Below are 19,098 nucleotides of genomic sequence, written 5' to 3'. Positions count from 1 at the left end.
TCACGGAGATAGACGATGACCTTTTCACTGCGCCGCCTCGTCCTGGCCACCGGTTGCCTGCTGCTGGCCGGCAACGCCCTGGCCGCCGAACCGAAACGCCCCGAATGCATCGCCCCAGCCTCGCCCGGCGGCGGTTTCGACCTGACCTGCAAGCTGGTGCAGAGCGCCCTGGTCAACGAGAAGATCCTCAGCAAGCCCATGCGCGTGACCTACATGCCCGGCGGCGTCGGCGCGGTGGCCTACAACGCCGTGGTCGCCCAGCGCCCGGCGGATGCCGGCACACTGGTGGCCTGGTCCAGCGGCTCGCTGCTGAACCTGGCCCAGGGCAAGTTCGGCCGCTTCGACGAGAACGCGGTGAAATGGCTGGCCGCGGTCGGCACCAGCTATGGCGCCATCGCGGTGAAGAGCGACTCGCCCTACAAGACCCTCGACGACCTGGTCGCGGCGCTGAAGAAAGACCCGAGCAAGGTGGTGATCGGCTCCGGCGGCACCGTCGGCAGCCAGGACTGGATGCAGACCGCGCTGATCGCCAAGGCCGCCGGGATCAACCCGCGCGACCTGCGCTACGTGGCACTTGAAGGCGGTGGCGAGATCGCCACCGCGCTGCTGGGCGGGCACATTCAGGTTGGCTCCACCGACATTTCCGACTCCATGCCGCACATCCAGAGCGGCAACATGCGCATCCTCGCGGTGTTCTCCGACAAGCGCCTGGACGAGCCGGAGATGAAGGACATCCCCACCGCCAAGGAGCAGGGCTACGACATCGTCTGGCCGGTGGTGCGCGGCTTCTACCTGGGGCCAAAGGTCAGCGACGAGGACTATGCCTGGTGGAAGGCTTCGTTCGACAAGCTGCTGGCGTCCGAGGACTTCGCCAAGCTGCGCGACCAGCGCGAACTGTTCCCGTTCGCCATGACCGGCGAGGAGCTGGACGGCTATGTGAAGAAACAGGTGGCGGACTACAAGGCGCTGGCCCGTGAGTTCGGGCTGATCCAGTAAGCCTCCCCCGATCCCTGCAGGAGCGGCCTTGTGTCGCGAAAGGGGTGCGAAGCGGCCCCAGGTTCTGAGCGTCAACGCATGAATCGCTGGGGCTGCTGCGCAGCCCTTTCGCGACACAAGGCCGCTCCTACAGGGGGCCGCGCCGTGTCGAACATTACCGAGGATTCTCCCATGATCCTGCAACGCCTCTTCGCCCTGGTCCTGCTGGCGGTATGCGCCGCCCTGGCAGTCATGGCCTGGCCCTATCAGGCCGCCTTCTCCTATGAACCGGTCGGCCCGCGCGCCTACCCACTATTGATGCTCGGCCTGATGAGCCTGGGCCTGCTGTACCTGGCGATCCGCCCCACGCCCATCGTACGCAAGGACGACGAACCGGAGCTGGACCGCGAGACCCTGATCAAGATCGCCGCCTGCGTCGGCCTGCTGATCGTCTTCGCCAGCACCTTCGAAGCCCTGGGCTTCATCCTCAGCGCCATCCTGGCCGGCGTGCCCATGGCCCGCCTTTATGGTGGCCGCTGGCTGCACAGCGCCCTCGTGGTGGTGGGCATGAGCCTGTTCCTCTACTGGCTGTTCGACCGCGTGATGGACGTGCCCCTGCCCCTCGGCCTGCTCGACGTACTGGAGAACTGACACATGGATACCTTGAGCTACCTGGGCCAGGGCTTCGGCGTCGCCCTGAGCCCGTACAACCTGGTCACCGCCCTGACCGGCACCCTGATCGGCACCGTGGTTGGGCTGCTGCCGGGCCTGGGCCCGATCAACGGCGTGGCCCTGCTGATCCCCATCGCCTTCGCCCTCGGCCTGCCGCCAGAGTCGGCGCTGATCCTGCTGGCCGCGGTGTACCTGGGCTGCGAATACGGTGGGCGGATCAGCTCGATCCTGCTGAACATCCCCGGCGAAGCCTCCACCGTGATGACCACCCTCGACGGCTACCCCATGGCCCGCCAGGGCCTGGCCGGCGTGGCCCTGTCGCTGTCGGCCTGGAGTTCGTTCATCGGCGCCTTCATCGCCACCTGCGGCATGGTGCTGTTCGCCCCGCTGCTGGCGAAATGGGCGATCGCCTTCGGGCCGGCGGAGTACTTCGTGCTGATGGTGTTCGCCATCGTCGCCCTCGGCGGCATGGCCGGCGACAAGCCGCTGAAAACCTTTATCGCCGCGCTGATCGGCCTGTTCCTCTCGGCAGTGGGCATCGACGCCAACAGCGGCGTGTACCGTTTCACCGGCGACAGCGTGCACCTGGCCGATGGCATCCAGTTCGTGGTGCTGGTGCTGGGCCTGTTCTCCATCAGCGAGATCCTCCTGCTGCTGGAAAAGACCCACCACGGTCATGTGGCGGTCAAGGCCACCGGGCGCATGCTGTTCAACCTCAAGGAAGCGGCCTCGGTGTTCTTCGTCAACATCCGTTGCGGCCTGCTGGGCTTCTTCATGGGCGTGTTGCCGGGTGCCGGCGCGACCCTGGCCAGTGCCGTGGCCTACATGACCGAAAAACGCATCGCCGGCGACAAAGGCAAGTTCGGCAAGGGCGACGCCCGTGGCCTGGCCGCGCCTGAAACCGCCATCGGCGCCTCCTGCTGCGGCGCCCTGGTGCCGATGCTGACCCTCGGCGTGCCCGGCTCGGGTACCACCGCAGTGATGATCGGCGCGCTGACCCTGTACAACATCACCCCCGGCCCGCTGCTGTTCGAGCAACAGCCGGACATCGTCTGGGGGCTGATCGCCTCGCTGTTCATCGCCAACCTCATGCTGATCATCCTCAACGTGCCGATGATCCGTGTGTTCACCCGCATCCTCGCCGTGCCGAACTGGGCGCTGGTCCCGGTGATCGCGATCATCACCGCGATCGGCGTGTACGCGGTGCATGCCACCACCTTCGACCTGTTCCTGATGGTCGGTATCGGCATCATGGGCTACATCCTGCGCAAGCTGGACTTCCCGCTTTCGCCGATCCTGCTGGGCTTCATCCTCGGCGGGCTGATGGAACAGAACCTGCGCCGCGCGCTGTCGATCTCCAACGGTGAACTGGGCATCCTCTGGTCGAGCCCGATCAGCATGGGTGTGTGGGTGCTGGTGGTGTGCATGCTGAGCCTGCCGCTGCTGCGCAGCTGGCGCAAACGTGCCCTGCAACGCCGGGCCATGGCCGATGCCTGATCGCTCGGTGCCACTGTTCTGGGCCACCGGACTGGTCGGCCTTGCCGGCGGATTTCTCGCCAGCAAGGTCGGCTGGCCCTTGCCGTGGATGATCGGCTCGTTGCTGGCTATCATCCTGGTGCGCTGCCTTACCCCCTGGCAACTCAGTGAAATCCCCAATGGTCGCAAATGCGGGCAATGGATCATCGGCATCGGCATCGGCCTGCACTTCACCCCGGCGGTGATCGAACAGGTGGCCAGTCACTTCGCGCTGATCTTCTTCGGCGCGCTGTTCACCACCCTCTCCAGCGTGATCAGCGTGTGGCTGTTGCGGCGCACCGGTGAGGACCGCGCCACGGCGTTCTTCGCCAGCATGCCGGGCGGTTCGGGCGAGATGGTCAACCTCGGCGCGCGCAACGGCGCGGTGCTCAGCCAGGTGGCCGCGGCGCAGAGCCTGCGGGTGCTGGCGGTGGTGCTGTGCGTGCCGGCGCTGTTCAAGTTGCTGCTTGGCGATGGCGCGCCGCTGAACCATGCCGGCAGCGTGAGCTGGGGCTGGCTGGTATTGATCGCGCCGCTGGGGGTGCTGATGGCGCTGCTCTGGCAGCGTCTGCGCCAGCCCAACCCCTGGTTGTTCGGACCGTTGCTGGTGGCAGCCAGCGTGAGCCTGGCGGGCAACCTGCAGATCGGCCTGCCCAACGGCGCCAGCCAGATCGGCCAGTGGCTGATCGGCAGCGGCCTGGCCTGTCACTTCAACCGCGCATTCTTCCGCCGGGCGCCGTCGTTCCTTGGCCGGACATTGCTGGCCACGGCACTGTGCATGCTGATCGCCGCAGGCGCGGCCTGGGCGTTGAGCCTGCTGACGCACCTGGACCTGCGCTCGCTGACGCTGGGGATGATGCCCGGGGGCATCGCCGAGATGAGCCTGACGGCGGAGACCCTGCAACTGTCCGTGCCGCTGGTGACGGCGCTGCAGGTGATGAGGCTGTTGTTCGTGCTGTTCCTGGCCGAGCCGTTGTTCAGGCGCTGGGCCAGGACATGAAATCAAAGGGCCGCGAAGCGGCCCTATGATTTCATGTCACAACGGCGGCAACGCCCAATCGATCGGCGCCATCCCGCGTTGCTCCAGGAAGCTGTTGGTACGGCTGAAATGCCCGCAACCAAAGAACCCACGGTAAGCCGACAGCGGCGAGGGATGCACCGACTTGAGCACCAGGTGCTTGCTGGCATCGATCAGCTTCTGCTTGCTCTGCGCATGGGAGCCCCACAGCAGGAACACCACGTTCGGGCACTGCTCGCTGACCACCTGGATGATCCGGTCGGTGAAGAACTCCCAACCTCTCTTCGCGTGGGACGCGGCATTGGCACGCTCCACGGTCATGGTGGTGTTGAGCAGCAGCACGCCCTGCTCGGCCCAGCTCTGCAGATAGCCATGCGCGGGGATCGGCAGGTTGAGATCGCGCTGCAGCTCTTTGTAGATATTGACCAGCGATGGCGGCGTGGGGATACCCGGCTGCACCGAGAAGCACAGGCCATGGGCCTGGCCGGGACCGTGGTATGGGTCCTGGCCGAGGATGACCACCTTGACCTGCTCCAGCGGTGTGGAATTCAGGGCGTTGAAGATCAGCGGCCCAGGCGGGTAGATCTCCTTGCCGGCGGCGTGCTCCGCACGCAGGAACTCGCGCAGCTGCTGCATGTAGGGCTGGTCGAACTCGGCGCGCAACGCGGCCTTCCAGCTGGGTTCGAGTTTGATGCGATCGTCGTCGGTCATGGGGGCATCCAAAAGCAAAGTGCCGCGACACTAGGAAAGCCGGGCCGGCTTGTCAATCGATCCGACCGACGACCGGCAGCTTCGCCGCAGCAGGCCATACTGAGGGGATGACCTGCGCGAGGTAGTCCATGTCCATTCAATGCGAGGTACTGACCGGCGCCGACGGCGCCCGTATCGGCATCGCCACCCTGGATGCGCCCAAGGCGCTCAACGCCCTGACGCTGCCCATGATCGAGGTGCTCGACGAACGGCTGCGCGCCTGGGCCAGCGACCCCGGGATCGTCTGCGTGCTGCTGCGCGGCAACGGGCCGAAGGCCTTCTGTGCCGGCGGCGATGTCCGCGCCCTGGTCGAGGCCTGCCGCGAACACCCCGGCAGCGTGCCGCCGCTGGCCGCTGCGTTTTTCGCCAGCGAGTACCGCCTCGACCACCGCCTGCATACCTACCCCAAACCCTTGTTGTGCTGGGGCCACGGCCATGTGCTGGGCGGCGGCATGGGCCTGCTGCAAGGCGCCGCGGTGCGTATCGTCACCCCCAGCAGCCGCCTAGCCATGCCGGAAATAAGCATCGGCCTGTACCCGGACGTCGGCGCCAGCTGGTTCCTCGCCCGACTGCCGGGCAAGCTCGGCCTGTTCCTGGGGCTCACCGGCGCCCCGCTCAATGCCCGTGACGCACTGGACCTGAACCTGGCCGATCGCTTCCTGGGCGAGCACCAGCAGGAGGCGCTGATCGAGGAACTGCTGCAATTGAACTGGCAGGAGCAGACCACCCTGCAGCTCAACAGCCTGCTCAAGGCCGAGCAGCACCGCGCCTGCGCCGAACTGCCGCAAGGCCAGTGGCTGGCGCGCCGCGGCGTGATCGACGAAGTGCTCGACGTGGCCGACCCGGTAGCGGCCTGGCGGGCCCTGGCCGGCCTGGCCACGCACGCCGATCCCGTGCTGGCGGCGGCCGGCCAACGCCTGCACGAGGGCTGCCCGCTGACGGCGCACCTGGTGTGGGAGCAGATCCGTCGGGCGCGGCACCTTTCGCTGGCGCAGGTATTCCAGATGGAATACACCCTGAGCCTGAACTGCTGCCGTCACCCGGAGTTCAGCGAGGGGGTGCGCGCCCGTCTGTTGGACAAGGACAACACCCCGCACTGGCACTGGCCGGATGTGGCGCAGGTGCCGGCGGCGGTGGTGGAGGCGCATTTCAGCAAGGTCTGGGAGGGGCGGCATCCGTTGGCGGAACTGGGATGACGTCAGTGCCCTGTCACCGCGACCAGCCCCGCTCGCCACCGCGGCCCCCATCGGGTCGACGGTCACGGTTGCCCTGCCCGTTGGAGTGCCAGCGATCGCCCCGACGGTCGTCATTGCGGTAGTCGTGGCGGTCGCGATCCCGACCGTAGTCGTAGCGCTGGCGGTTGCCGTAATCATAACGCGGATTCCCGTGCCAGCGCGGTTGCATGCCGGGCGCCGGATAAGGGCGGTACTGTGGCACCGGCGCCGGCCCGTAGTAACGCGGCGCAGGCTGGTAGTAGTAGCGGGTCTGCGGTACCACGTAATAGCGGTCCTGGCGGTAATAGCCTGGGTAAACGTAGCGATCGCTGGTGTAGTAGTCGCTGCGGTAGTAGCCACCGCTCTCGTAGTAAGGGGCGCAGGCGGAGGTCAGCAGTCCGAGCAGGACGACGAGCAGGATTCGTGGGTACATGGCGGCCTCCTGGACCGCAGGGATGCCCGGCACAGCGACGCTGGCGGGCGTCGACGACAAGCTGTTGGTCGACACAGGATAAGACCGTGGCAACAGGGTTCAGTGCCATTTGCGCAACAAATTGAAACAGGTCCTATAACCCTGAAAAACATGCAGTCATTTTTCGATCATCTCACTAGAATGTGGCCACCGGCACACTTCACGGGAAGATCATGCCTTCGCCTTCCGCCCTGTTCTCGCAACGCTCGCTGATCGTCGCCCTGCTGCTGCTGCTGGCCGGCGGCTTCCTGGCCACCTCGCTGCTCGGCTACTACGCCTCGCGCGGGGCGATCCGCGACGGCATCGTCAACACCGAGTTGCCGCTGACCTCCGACACCGTCTACTCCGAGATCCAGAAAGACCTGATCCGCCCGGTGCTGATCGCCTCGATGATGGCCCAGGACACCTTCCTGCGCGACTGGGTGCTGGCCGGCGAGCAGGACACCGGGCGCATCACCCGCTACCTGGGCGCCGTGATGGGCAGTCAGGCCACCTGCACCAGCTTCTTCGTCTCCGACCGCAGCCTCACCTACTACCAGGCCAAGGGCGTACTCAAGCAGGTGCGGGCCGACGCCTGGCGCGACGCCTGGTACTTCCGCCTGCGCCAGTCGGGCAAGCCCTATGAGATCAATGTCGATGTGGACATGGCCAACCAGGACAAACCCACCGTATTCATCAACCACCGCGTGCTCGATTATCAGCAGCGCTTCATCGGTGCCGCCGGCGTGGGCTTGAGTGTGGAGTCGGTGGTCCGACTGATCGACGAATACCAGCGACGCTACCAGCGCTCGGTGCTGTTCACCGACGCCGGTGGAAAGGTTTTGCTGACCGGCTCCGACGGTGGCCCCCATGGCCTGCGCGCCGGCCAGCAACTGGCCGACAGCAGCCAGTGGCAGGACCTGCTGGCACGCATGCCGACACCGGCCAGCGGCAGTCACGAGTACACCGACAACGACGGCCACAGCCACTTTCTCAATGTGCGCCTGCTGCCGGAACTGGACTGGTACCTGCTGGTGGACAAGCGCGAAAGCGGCGCCCTGGACCGCATCCGCCAGTCGCTGTACCTGAACTTGGCTATTTGCGCCATGATTACCCTGGTGGTCCTGTCACTGCTCAATGCCATGATCAAGCGGCACCAGGACAACGCCGAGGCACTGGCCACCCTCGACAGCCTCACCGGCCTGCCCAATCGCCGCAGCTTCGACCTGCTGGCCGGCCAGGCGCTCATCGAAGCACAGCGTGACAGCGCGCCGCTGGTCGCCCTGCTGATCGACCTCGACCACTTCAAGACCCTCAACGACACCCATGGCCACCTGGCCGGCGACGAAGTGCTGCGCCAGTTCGCCAATGTGCTGCAGGGCAGCCTGCGCCAGTCCGATATACTGTGCCGCTGGGGCGGCGAGGAGTTCATCGTGCTGCTGCGCGAAGCCGAAGGCCGCCAGGCCATCGAGGTGGCGGAAAAGATCCGCCGGCGCACCGAGCAACTGACCTTCAGCCACGCCGAACAGCCTCTGCGCCTGACCGTGAGCATCGGCCTGTCCGCCCTGCGGCGCGACGACAGCCTGCACAGCCTGCTGACCCGCGCCGACCATGCGCTCTATCGTGCCAAACAAGGCGGACGCAACCGCGTCTGCAGCGAAATGCCCGGACCCGACCATGCCTGAACTTCAACGCTGCCCCGCCTGTGGCGCCCTCAACCAGTGCGGCCTGGCCGACCCGCGCAACGCCGCGCAAGGCTGCTGGTGCTTCGACGTGGCCATCGACCCGACGCTGATCGAGGCCCTGCCATCCGAGCTGCGCGACAAGGCCTGCCTGTGCCCGCGCTGCGCGCAGGTGGACGCGCAGCTCAAGGCAGCGCCAGCGCGCCCGATCCGCTAGACTGCGCGCCGATTTCCCGCAAGCGACCCGCCCCATGCGCCTCGACCGATTCCTCGGCAACCTGCCCTGCTACAACCGCCAGCAAGTACGCCTGCTGCTGGCCCAGCGGCGCGTGCGCGTGGATGGCCTGCCGACCGGCGACCCGCTGCTGGAGGTGCGCGAATTCAACCGCGTCGAGGTCGACGAGCAACTGCACCAGCCCGGGCGTCCAGCGCGCTACCTGATGCTGCACAAGCCCGCCGGGTGCGTCAGCGCCACCCAGGATCCGCAGCACCGCACCGTGCTCGACCTGCTGCCGGCAGCGCTGCGCGATGACCTGCACATCGCCGGACGCCTGGACTACAACACCACCGGGCTGCTGATCCTGACCAACGATGGTCAGTGGTCGCGGCGCCTGACCCAGCCACGGACCAAGCAGCCCAAGACCTATCTGGTGCACACCGAGGACGAAATCGGTGCACATTACATCGATCGGTTCCGCGAAGGGTTCTACTTCGCCTTCGAAGACCTCACCACCCTGCCCGCGCAGCTGGACATCCTCGGCCCGCGCAGCGCGCGCCTGGTCATCGTCGAGGGCCGCTATCACCAGGTGAAGCGGATGTTCGGACACTTCCAGAACAAGGTCGTGGGACTGCATCGGGAAAGCATGGGGTCGATCACACTGGACCCGATATTGCATCCGGGAGAATTCAGGGCGCTGACCGCCGAGGAAATCGCCTCGGTCTGAACGAACTCGCCATTCGGCAGTTTCCCACGAAAGATTGCCTCAACGGCACTTGCGCGATCCCGGCCTCGCTGCTTGACTGCTAACTCGTCGGTCTGCATGTGACTCATTGGTCACAACCGCAGTCCAAGACGCCCTTTACCGGCCACCCGGGGTCTCGATGCCCTGGGGCACGGTAATCGCCCGCACAACAATACCGTCGTCTACAAGCGTCAAGGATCGACACAAGGGCCTACCGGTTTCAGTTCCAGGCGAATGCCTACCTGTCATAAAGCACGTGCACCCTAATGGCCTGTCCGGTCGATTCGGCGCCCAACCCGCCTGCCGATCGCACACGCCACCAGGTGACGCGAATACCCTTTTTGCGCCAGGAGTCGATGACATGAGGCCAGAAATCGCTGTACTTGATATCCAAGGGCAGTACCGGGTTTACACGGAGTTCCATCGCGCGGAAGGCGCCGAAAAGACGATCATCCTGATCAATGGCTCATTGGCCACCACGGCGTCCTTTGCACAGACAGTGCGCAACCTGCACCCACAGTTCAACGTGGTGCTGTACGACCAGCCCTACGCCGGCAAGTCTAAACCCCACAACCGCCATGAACGGTTGCTGACCAAGGAAGCCGAGGCACACATCCTGCTCGAGCTGATTGAACACTTCCGTGCCGACCACGTGATGTCGTTCTCCTGGGGCGGCGCCTGCACCCTGCTGGCGCTGGCGCACCAGCCGCGGCTGGTGAAGAAGGCCATCGTCAGCTCGTTCTCACCGGTGATCAACGAACCGATGCGCGACTACCTGGAGCGCGGTTGCCAGTACCTGGCCGCCTGCGACCGCTACCAGGTGGGCAACCTGGTCAACGACACCATCGGCAAGCACCTGCCGTCGCTGTTCAAGCGCTTCAACTACCGGCACGTCAGCAGCCTGGACAGCCACGAGTATGCGCAGATGCACTTCCACATCAACCAGGTGCTCGACCACGACCTGGAGCGGGCACTGAAGGCCGCGCGCAACATCGACATCCCGGTGCTGTTCATCAACGGTGACCGCGACGAGTACACCACCGTGGAGGATGCCCGCCAGTTCAGCCGGCATGTGGGGCGTAGCCACTTCAGCGTGATCCGCGGCGCCGGCCACTTCCTGGACATGGAGCACAAGACTGCCTGCGAGGATACCCGCAATGCGATGCTCGGTTTCCTCAAACCGGCGCTGCGCGAACCCCGCCACCGCTACACACAGGAAACGGGGCAGCATGCACTGGCCATCTGAGCGCATCGGCGTCCTGTAGCCCTCGACAGCCGCAGGCTACGGGCCGCCGACAGGCTTTTTTACAGCCTTGGGCTTCTCATTCAGGGAGGGTTCTGGTAAAAAGTCGTGCTTCGAAGCGGGTATAGTTTATTGGTAAAACTATAGCTTCCCAAGCTATTGAGGAGGGTTCGATTCCCTCTACCCGCTCCAACTCGCATTCCCCGCCCGACGTTCCAATAGCGTCGTCGCTGTCAAAAGGAGCCTCGGCTCCTTTTTTCGTTTCCAGTGTTCCTTTGTTGATCTGGCCCATGGCCATGGCCGCGCCGATTGGCTTGAATGCCCAGTGATTCGCGGTGCATAACCGCTACGCTTTGTGAAACATTTCCAAAGGACTGCGCATGTTTCTCTCCCGCTGGCTACCGGGCCTGGCCAACCTGTTGCACTACCGCCGCGAGTGGTTCCACGCAGACCTGCAAGCCGGCCTGTCGGTGGCCGCGATCCAGATCCCCATCGCCATCGCCTATGCGCAGATCGTCGGCCTGCCACCGCAGTACGGCTTGTACGCCTGCGTGCTGCCGATGATGGTCTATGCCCTGGTCGGCAGCTCACGCCAGTTGATGGTCGGCCCGGACGCCGCCACCTGCGCCATGATCGGCGGGGCCGTGGCGCCGCTGGCCATGGGTGATGCGCACCGCATCGCCGAGCTGTCGGTAATCGTCACCGTGCTGGTGGGCGTGATGCTGATCGCCGCCGGGGTGGCGCGGGCCGGTTTCATCGCCAGCTTCTTCTCGCGGCCGATCCTCATCGGCTACCTCAATGGCATCGGCCTGAGCCTGCTTGCCGGGCAGTTGTCGAAAGTGGTGGGCTTCAGGATCGAAGGCGATGGGTTCATCCTCAGCCTGATCAACTTCCTCCAGCGCCTGGGCGAGATCCACTGGTTGACCCTGGCCATCGGCCTGGCCGGGCTGGGCCTGCTGATCTGGCTGCCGCGACGCTACCCGCGGCTGCCGGCGGCACTGGTGACGGTGGTGGTATTCACCGCCCTGGCCGGGTTGTTCGGTCTTGACCGTTATGGGGTGGCGATCCTCGGCCCGGTACCGGCGGGCATCCCGGAGCTGGCCTGGCCGCAGAGCACCCTGGCGGAAACCAAGAGCCTGCTGCGCGATGCCCTGGGTATCGCCACCATCAGTTTCTGCAGCGCAATGCTCACCGCCCGCAGCTTCGCCGCCCGCCACGGCTACGCGATCAACGCCAACCACGAGTTCCTCGCCCTGGGCGTGAGCAACCTGGCCGCCGGCATCTCCCAGGGCTTCGCCATCAGCGGCGCCGACTCGCGCACCGCGGTCAACGACATGGTCGGCGGCAAGAGCCAGCTGGTGGGCATCATCGCCGCCCTGGTGATCGCCTTGATCCTGCTGTTCTTCACCGCGCCCATGGCCTGGATTCCCCAGGCCGCGCTGGGCGCGGTGCTGCTGATGGCCGGCTGGGGGCTGATCGACGTGAAGTCGCTAAAGACCATCCGCAAGCTCAGCCGCTTCGAGTTCTGGCTGTGCCTGCTGACCACGGTCGGCGTGCTCGGCCTGGGCGTGTTGCCGGGCATCGTGTTCGCCGTGACCCTGGCCATCCTGCGCCTGCTCTACAGCATCTACCAGCCCACCGACGCCGTGCTTGGCTGGGTGCCGGGCATCGAAGGCCAGGTGGACGTGCGCCAGCACAAGGACGCCCGTACCGTGCCGGGCCTGGTGGTGTACCGCTTCGACGACGCGATCCTGTTCTTCAACGCCGACTACTTCAAGATGCGCCTGCTCGAGGCCGTGCAAGGCGTGGAGAAACCCCAGGTGGTGCTGTTCGACGCAGAAGCCGTGACCAACATCGACGTCAGTGGCGTGGCAGCCTTGCGCGAAGTCCGCGACACCCTCGCCGCCCAGGGTATTCATTTCGCCATCGCCCGTGCCCGTGGCACCTTCCTGCGCATGCTGGTGCGTTCCGGGATGGCCCGGGAGATGGAGGAAAAATTGCTGTTCGGCTCGGTACGGGCGGGGATTCGGGCGTATCGGGTATGGCGCAACAGGGCTCGCCGGGAGGGTACCGCGGAGTGAGGGAAGGGACTACCACCCACGACGTCCCTTGAACGGGACGTGGGCTCGGTATCACGGCACAGCCTGTGTCCCCTGCCGATCATGTTGCCGTTCAGTAACCCAGCTTGCGCAGTAACTGGCCTTCGCTCTGTGGCATCGGTCGTTTATAGAAACGCATCAGCTCACCGGCACGGTTGGTGAAGATGCCATCGACGCCGGCCTTCATCGCCTTGTCGAAGTCCACCGCCTCGTCGAGGGTGTAGACGTGCACCAGCAGGCCTTTGTCATGACTGGCCTGGTTCATCCAGGGCTGAATCAGGTCGGAATAGCTCTGCTCGCCCAGGTGGGTGCGGATCGCCGAAGGGCCGGTGCCGATGGCGCCGCCGGCCTTGGCGTAGTCGAGCCAGCGCTCGAACTCGGCGCGGTCCTTGGGCTGCTGGCGGGCGTAGAAGGCCGACTTGTCCTGCTCGCCGGACTCGGCGAAGTCCTGCCCGGAGGCCGGTTCGATGCTGCCCTTGGCCACCCAAAGCAAGAGGATCTTCGGTACCTGCGGCATGGCTTCGTGCAGCAGCTTGAGGCTGTTGCGGTCGAAGGTCTGCAACACCACCCGGCCCGGCTTGTCGAGCCAGCCACGGGCTTCGAGGCGCTGCTTCAGATCTTGCTCGATGCCGGGGAAGTGGGCCGGTTCCTTGGTCTCGATGTACAGGCCGGGGTGACGCTCGGGATTGCCTTCGGCGATGTCGATCACCTCGTCCAGGGTCAGGATGCGCTGGCCCTTGAACGCATCCCGGGCACGCTCGGGGTAGGCCTTGTTGAACCAGCTGCCGGCATCCAGCGCCTTGAGCTCGGCCAGGGTGAAGGCGCTGACCGGGCTGGCCTTGCGCTCCGGGTAACGTTCGGCGACGTCGCTGGTGCGCGCCAGCACATCGTCGTGGACCACCACCAGCACGCCATCGCGGGTGCGCTGCAGGTCCATTTCCAGGTAGTCGGCGCCCAGTTCACGGGCCAGCAGGTAGGCAGGGGTGGTGGACTCGGGCGCGTCGAACGAGGCGCCGCGGTGGGCGATCACGGCCGGGTGAGGGATGTCCTGGGCATTGGCAAGGTCCTTGCCATCAGTGGCATGGGCGGCAGTGCTCGCCAGCAGAGTGGCCAGGAGAAGGGTCTTGTACATGGGTAGTCCTTTGCAGATCGGGGCCGGCCTCTGAAAGCGCCGGCAAGGTCAACGGTGCAGTCCTTGAAGGCGCAAGCCTCGCACACTCTGCATGACATGCTAAAGTCCCTGGCGTTTCCGCCCCACCCAACGGACCACCCATGCCCGCACTCGACGCCCACCTGCCCTCCTGGGCCGACCTCAACCAGCGCCACCCCTGCACCGCCCTGCTGCTGGGCAACGGCGCCAGTCGCGCGCTGTGGAAGCCGTTCGGCTACTTCTCGTTGTTCGAGCAAGCCCAGCAGGTACGGCACAAGGCGCTGGGGGTGAGCGACCAGGCGCTGTTCAAGGCTTTGGGTAGCGAGCTGTTCGAGCCGGTTCTCAGCACCCTGAACACCACGGTACGGGCCAATGCCGCGCTGGCGATCAACTCCACCGCACCGCTGAACCGCTACTACTCGATCAAGGAGGCGCTGATCCACGCGGTGCGCGCCGTGCACCTGCCCTGGCCGCTGTTCCCCGCCGCGACGCGCACGGCCATCAACCAGGCGCTGCGCCAGTACCGTACCGTCTACACCAGCAACTACGACCTGATCCTGCCCTGGGCCGTGGCCCAGGATGCGCAAGGTTTTGCCAGCCTGTTCGACGAACAGGGTTTCTTCGATGTGCGCCGCAGCGAGGTAGAAGGCATCCGCGTGCTGCACCTGCATGGCGGCATGCACCTGCTTAAACTACCCGACGGCAGCACCCGCCAGCGCGGCGCGGAACAGGCCGAGCTGCTCGAAGGCTTCGCCGTCAACATCCCTGGCGAAGTGCCGCTGTTCGTCAACGAGAGCCGCAGTGACGACAAGCTACGCGCCATCCGCCACTCGGACTACCTGTCCTGGAGCCTGGGCCAGCTGGCCCGCGAACAGGGTGGCCTGTGCCTGTTCGGCCAACACCTGGATGCCAGCGACCAGCACCTGCTCGAGGCCATCCGTCAGGCACGGCCACGGCACTTGGCAATCGCCATCCGACCATTGAGCGAGGCGTCGATCATCAACCAGAAGCAACACTTTATCGACCGTTTCGCCGACCTTGACCAGGTTTCACTGCATTTCTTCGATTCAACCAGTCATCCCTTGGGGTTGGCTGAGCTGGCGATTGCCGTACCCGCCAGCCACGCTCGTCGGCATTGAATCGGCCACTTTGCAAATGTAAATAATTCTCGATAATATCCGCACCCTTTCCTCCACGCCAGCCCGGAAAGCGTGCATGCAGCGCCCCAAGCCCGACCCTGTCGCCCACGGTTTCTATGCCGACATCCTGCATTTCCTGCGCAAGCGCATGAACAATGCCAGCGATGCCGCAGACATGACCCAGGATGTGTTCGCCCAGTGGCTGGGCTATCGGGACCGGGCCAAGGTGGAACAGCCGCGCGCGTTCCTGTTCCAGGTGGCGCGCAACCTGCTGAGCGACCATTGGCGACGGCAAAAAGTCCGCCACGCGGTTTTGGCCGACGACACCCTGCCCGAGGCCCATGACACGTCCGCCAATGACCCGCTGGATCACGCCCAGCAGCAGCAACGACTGAATCAATTGCGCCAAGTGCTCGCCGAACTCTCGCCGCGACGCCGCGAAGCCCTTATGCTCCACCGTTTCGAAGGCCTGACCCAGGCCCAGATCGCCGAACGCATGAACATTTCCGTCAGCATGGTCGAGAAGCACATCGCCGCCGCCCTGCTGCAATGCAAGCAACGCCTGGACAGTGACAACGGCACGGAGCAGTTCCCATGACCCCCACCGACGAGCTCGACCCGCGCCCGATCGACGCCCAGGCGGCGAGCTGGTTCAGCCGCAACCGCAACCAGCCGTCGCGCCAGGAGCGCAAGGCCTTCGCCCTGTGGATGCAGACGCCCGAGCACACCCGTGCCTATCGTCAGTTCGAACAGTTGTGGGATGACCTGGCCGCGCTCAAACAGGCCAACCGCCCCGTGCCCTTGCCGGTGCGCCGCACGCCACGCTGGCGCCCGGCCCTGGCAGCCGCGGCGGCCCTGCTCTGTGCGGTGCTGGCGGGCAATCTGGGGGCGGGCAGCACCGCCTTCAGCCAGTACATCGCCGCCGGCCAGGCCCTGCAGCCCCTGCAACTGCCCGACGGCAGCCAGCTCTTCGTCAACGCCCAGACTCGCCTGCGCCTGGACTTCAGCGCCGAGCGCCGACTGATCCATCTCGACCACGGCCAGTTGTACATCGAGGTGGCACCCGACAAGGAGCGCCCCCTGTTCGTCGACGCCGGCAGCGGCCAGGTGCGCGTGGTCGGTACCGGCTTCGACCTGCGCCGTGGCGAGCGCGAACTGGTGGTGGCGGTCGCCCACGGTCAGGTGGCGTTCGATACGCCGGGTGAGCGACAACCACCCGTGCTGCTCGGTGCCCGACAGGGCGTCACCTACGACCTGGCGCGCGGCAGCCTGACCCGCCACGAACTCGGTGAGCAGCAGGTCGCCGACTGGCGCGAAGGCCATGTGAGCTTCCGCAACCGCGAGCTGGCCAGCCTGGTCGACGAGCTCGGCCTGTATCGCCAGCAGCCGGTGGTGCTGGCCGATCCGGCGCTCGGCCGCTACAAGGTGTCCGGCAACCTCGACGTGCGCGATCCGGACGCCCTGCTCAATGCCCTGCCTGCGCTGTTGCCGGTCAAGACAACCTTGCTCGCCGATGGGCGCCTGCGCATCGAGCGGCGCTAAAAAATAATTTGAGAATTTTTATCATTCGCAGGTGAGGTTTTATCGCAACGCCGCGTCTTCCTCCCCGCCTGCTGTTTGATGGCGGGCTTTTTCCGGCCTTTTGCCGTTTGGGGGAATCCATGTTGTCCGCGTTGCGTCCATTGCACTGCCTGCCTGCCCGACCCACCCTGCTGGCCCTGTGCCTGGCCATGAGCCTGGCCGCTGAAGCCGCGCCGGTACCCTTCGACCTGCCTGCACAACCGCTGGCCCGTTCGTTGAGTCAGCTGGCCCAGCAGGCCAAGGTCCAGTTGCTGTTCGACGAGGCCCTGCTCGGCAGCGCACAGGCACCGGCACTCAAGGGAGATTTCGAGGCCGAGGCGGCCATCGGGCGCCTGCTGGTGGGCAGCCGCTTCAGTGTCGTGCGCATGGGCAACACCTACGTGGTACGCCTGCGCGAGGACGCCCCGAGTGCCGACAACAGCATCCAGCTCGGCGCCTTGAGCATCGTCGGCGACGGCAAGCAGGTGGAGCCCGGCAACGTCGGACGCTCGACCCTCGACCAGGAACAGATCGACCGCTACCAACCGAACAACATCCCCAGCGTACTGGCCACCTTGCCCGGCGTGAACATGGGCGGCTCGGCCAAACCCGGCGGCCAGACCATCAACATCTGGGGCCTGGGCGACGCCGAAGACGTGCCGATGACCCTTGATGGCGCGCCCAAGAGCGGCTTCGAGCGTTACCAGCAAGGCACGGTCTTCATCGAGCCGGAACTGATCAAGCACATCGAGGTGGACAAGGGCCCACATTCGGTGAAGACCGGCAACGGCGGCTTCGGCGGCAGCGTCAACATGCAGACCAAGGACGCCGGCGACCTGCTGCAGGAAGGTCGCGACAGTGGCGCCATGCTCAAATATGGCTACGCCAGCAACGACCATCAGCAGATCTACAGCTCGGCGCTGTTCGGCCGCAGCGATGACAGGCGCTTCGACGGCCTGGTCTATTACACCAAACGCGACGGCGGCAACCTGAAAATGGCCGACAACCTGCCGGACCCGAACAACCAGTGGCCGGTCAACCCCAAGCGCGTGCCCTACAGCGCCTTGGACCTGGACGGCATGCTGCTCAAGGGCAACGTCCACTTCACCGACGAGCACAGCCTGGGCCTTTCCTACTCGCGCTCCGAAACCGACCGCTGGACCACCTTCGCCGCCACCGCCTACCCGGCGCCACCCTCGGCCGCGGACATCAAGAAGTATGGCTACGAAGGCTCTCTCAAACGCTTCCTGGCCTATCGCACCACCATCGACACCACCTGGTCGGCCACCTACAAGTACCAGCCCATCGAGAATCCGTGGGTCGATTTGCAGGTGAAATACTCCGAGTCCGACACCAAGCAGACCGACGAGCGTGAAGCCACGGCGTTCTTCCAGCCGGCCACCGGTGGTCGCAAGATGGACACCGAGTACAAGGACCGCATGCTCGATGTGAAGAACACCAGCACCTTCCTTACTGGACCGCTGGAGCATGCGCTTACCGCTGGCGTACAGCTTCGTCGCCACGATCGCGACACGCAGATGTGGATGCCCGGCAAGACCTATGAAGTGCCCAAGTACAACTATGGCCACTACCAGCCCTACTTCATGCCCAGCGGCCAGGTCCACAGCCAGGGCTACTACCTGCAGGACGCCGTCACCCTGGGCAGCGTGACCATCACTCCGTCATTGCGCTATGACCACGTCACCAACGAGGGCAAGCCCAACCAGGCGCCCTACTACAACAACCCGGCCGCCGGCCACGACTACAGCGACAAGACCTACAGCGGCTGGTCGCCACGCCTGTCGCTGTTCTGGAAGGCCACCGAACAGACCGTGCTGTTTGCCGACTACAGCAAGACCTGGCGCGCCCCCGTGCTGGATGAGCAGTACGAGGTGCAAGGCGTGGGAAGCCGCACGTCCACCAGCCGCGACCTTGACCCGGAACGCATTACCGGCGTGCGCGTGGGCAGCATCAGTGATTTCTCCAACGTGTTTGTTCAGGGCGACAGCGCCCAGGTACGCACGACCTTGTTCCGCAACAAGATCACCGACGAGATCTTCAAGGCCACTGGCGTCGGCTGCCAGGAGCAACTGGTCACTGGCGGCAGCATCGCCAACACCTGCGGCGGTGGCCTGATGGGCAACTACCGCAACATCGGCGACGTGGAGTACAAGGGCTTCGAGATCGAGACGTTCTACGATTCCACCTACCTGTTCGGCGCGGTATCGTACGCCTGGATGGAAGGTCGCCATGAGGGCGCCTATACCAACCCTTGGGGCCCCGACGTATGGGCCAAGGATGTGCCGGCGCCGAAATGGATCACCACCCTGGGGGTCAAGATTCCGTCCTGGGACGCCCGTGTCGGCTGGACCGCACAATTCGTCGGCGCCACCCGCCACCTGCCCAGTGACAAATACTTCGAGGGCCCGGCCAGCGCCCTCGGTGACCGCTACTACGACAACTTCGGCAACGAGAAGTACGAAATTCACGGCCTGTTCGCCAACTGGAAACCCCAACAGCCGTACCTCAAGGGCACCGAGGTCAACCTGACCGTGGACAACCTGTTCAACAAGGCAATCCGACCGGAATTGTCAGGCGAGAACGCCTATACCCAAGGGCGCAATGCCAAGATCAGCGTGACCCGGTTCTTCTGAGTCTGTCCAACGGC

Annotated in this window: 17 protein-coding genes and 1 tRNA gene; 15 read left to right on the top strand and 3 right to left on the bottom strand. The window is 65.2% G+C overall.

What is annotated here, in order from left to right:
- Positions 1–15 precede the first annotated feature (15 nt).
- From AC25MA_RS13445 to AC25MA_RS13430, 4 genes are all read left to right on the top strand, one after another.
- The gene (locus AC25MA_RS13445) at positions 16–996 is read left to right on the top strand and encodes a Bug family tripartite tricarboxylate transporter substrate binding protein (RefSeq protein WP_028690165.1); all 981 of its coding nucleotides are present in this window, start codon (positions 16–18) and stop codon (positions 994–996) included.
- A 171-nt stretch (positions 997–1,167) separates the two neighbouring features.
- Entirely contained in the window at positions 1,168–1,626 is a 459-nt protein-coding gene (locus AC25MA_RS13440) for a tripartite tricarboxylate transporter TctB family protein (RefSeq protein ID WP_028690166.1), read from the top strand.
- Between the two features lie 3 nt (positions 1,627–1,629).
- Positions 1,630–3,144 (top strand): tripartite tricarboxylate transporter permease, encoded by a 1,515-nt coding sequence (locus AC25MA_RS13435; protein ID WP_062364151.1) that lies wholly within the window; start codon positions 1,630–1,632, stop codon positions 3,142–3,144.
- Positions 3,137–4,162, top strand: a complete 1,026-nt coding sequence (locus AC25MA_RS13430) for an AbrB family transcriptional regulator (protein ID WP_028690168.1) — start codon at positions 3,137–3,139, stop codon at positions 4,160–4,162. The genes AC25MA_RS13435 and AC25MA_RS13430 overlap by 8 nt, the downstream gene beginning before the upstream one ends.
- Before the next feature lie 36 nt (positions 4,163–4,198).
- Here AC25MA_RS13430 and ung read toward each other — a convergent pair whose 3' ends face one another.
- Positions 4,199–4,891 (bottom strand): uracil-DNA glycosylase, encoded by a 693-nt coding sequence (ung, locus tag AC25MA_RS13425; RefSeq protein WP_028690169.1) that lies wholly within the window; start codon positions 4,889–4,891, stop codon positions 4,199–4,201.
- Positions 4,892–5,019: 128 nt separating this feature from the next.
- Here ung and AC25MA_RS13420 point away from each other — a divergent pair, with 128 nt between their 5' ends.
- Positions 5,020–6,126, top strand: a complete 1,107-nt coding sequence (locus AC25MA_RS13420) for an enoyl-CoA hydratase/isomerase family protein (protein ID WP_028690170.1) — start codon at positions 5,020–5,022, stop codon at positions 6,124–6,126.
- A gap of 13 nt (positions 6,127–6,139) precedes the next feature.
- Here the strand turns inward: AC25MA_RS13420 and AC25MA_RS13415 are convergent, their stop codons facing one another.
- Positions 6,140–6,577, bottom strand: a complete 438-nt coding sequence (locus AC25MA_RS13415; RefSeq protein ID WP_028690171.1) for a hypothetical protein — start codon at positions 6,575–6,577, stop codon at positions 6,140–6,142.
- Between the two features lie 212 nt (positions 6,578–6,789).
- Between AC25MA_RS13415 and AC25MA_RS13410 the strand changes: the two genes are divergently transcribed.
- The 6 genes from AC25MA_RS13410 (at position 6,790) to AC25MA_RS13385 (ending at position 12,563) form a co-directional block, all read left to right on the top strand.
- Positions 6,790–8,280, top strand: coding sequence for a sensor domain-containing diguanylate cyclase (locus tag AC25MA_RS13410; protein WP_486972097.1), 1,491 nt, complete (start codon positions 6,790–6,792; stop codon positions 8,278–8,280).
- On the top strand, positions 8,273–8,494 hold the full coding sequence (locus tag AC25MA_RS13405) for a cysteine-rich CWC family protein (protein WP_486972096.1): 222 nt from the start codon (positions 8,273–8,275) through the stop codon (positions 8,492–8,494). The genes AC25MA_RS13410 and AC25MA_RS13405 overlap by 8 nt, the downstream gene beginning before the upstream one ends.
- A 34-nt stretch (positions 8,495–8,528) precedes the next feature.
- A complete protein-coding gene (locus tag AC25MA_RS13400) occupies positions 8,529–9,221 on the top strand; it encodes a 16S rRNA pseudouridine(516) synthase (protein WP_062364144.1) in 693 nt (230 codons plus the stop codon).
- A gap of 379 nt (positions 9,222–9,600) precedes the next feature.
- Positions 9,601–10,485 (top strand): alpha/beta fold hydrolase, encoded by an 885-nt coding sequence (locus AC25MA_RS13395; RefSeq protein WP_088852653.1) that lies wholly within the window; start codon positions 9,601–9,603, stop codon positions 10,483–10,485.
- A gap of 115 nt (positions 10,486–10,600) precedes the next feature.
- A tRNA-Gly gene (locus tag AC25MA_RS13390) sits at positions 10,601–10,674 on the top strand.
- Positions 10,675–10,862: 188 nt separating this feature from the next.
- Complete coding sequence (locus tag AC25MA_RS13385; RefSeq protein ID WP_028690176.1) at positions 10,863–12,563, top strand: SulP family inorganic anion transporter; 1,701 nt, start codon at positions 10,863–10,865, stop codon at positions 12,561–12,563.
- A gap of 91 nt (positions 12,564–12,654) precedes the next feature.
- Here AC25MA_RS13385 and AC25MA_RS13380 read toward each other — a convergent pair whose 3' ends face one another.
- The gene (locus AC25MA_RS13380; RefSeq protein WP_486972095.1) at positions 12,655–13,713 is read right to left on the bottom strand and encodes a glycerophosphodiester phosphodiesterase family protein; all 1,059 of its coding nucleotides are present in this window, start codon (positions 13,711–13,713) and stop codon (positions 12,655–12,657) included.
- Positions 13,714–13,853: 140 nt separating this feature from the next.
- Here AC25MA_RS13380 and AC25MA_RS13375 point away from each other — a divergent pair, with 140 nt between their 5' ends.
- From AC25MA_RS13375 to AC25MA_RS13360, 4 genes are all read left to right on the top strand, one after another.
- Positions 13,854–14,870 carry a DUF4917 family protein gene (locus tag AC25MA_RS13375; protein ID WP_486972094.1) on the top strand — a complete coding sequence of 339 codons (1,017 nt, stop codon included), beginning with the start codon at positions 13,854–13,856 and terminating at the stop codon, positions 14,868–14,870.
- A 76-nt stretch (positions 14,871–14,946) separates the two neighbouring features.
- Positions 14,947–15,468 carry an RNA polymerase sigma factor gene (locus AC25MA_RS13370; RefSeq protein ID WP_062364139.1) on the top strand — a complete coding sequence of 174 codons (522 nt, stop codon included), beginning with the start codon at positions 14,947–14,949 and terminating at the stop codon, positions 15,466–15,468.
- Positions 15,465–16,412, top strand: a complete 948-nt coding sequence (locus AC25MA_RS13365; protein ID WP_062364137.1) for a FecR family protein — start codon at positions 15,465–15,467, stop codon at positions 16,410–16,412. Before AC25MA_RS13370 ends, AC25MA_RS13365 begins: the two co-directional genes overlap by 4 nt.
- A 119-nt stretch (positions 16,413–16,531) precedes the next feature.
- Positions 16,532–19,084 carry a TonB-dependent receptor gene (locus AC25MA_RS13360; protein ID WP_486972093.1) on the top strand — a complete coding sequence of 851 codons (2,553 nt, stop codon included), beginning with the start codon at positions 16,532–16,534 and terminating at the stop codon, positions 19,082–19,084.
- Positions 19,085–19,098: the final 14 nt, after the last annotated feature.

The organism is Pseudomonas sp. P65(2024) (genome assembly GCF_057480955.1).
The sequence above is the reverse complement of the archived record's forward strand: the minus strand, read 5'-3'. Positions and strand labels throughout refer to the sequence as shown.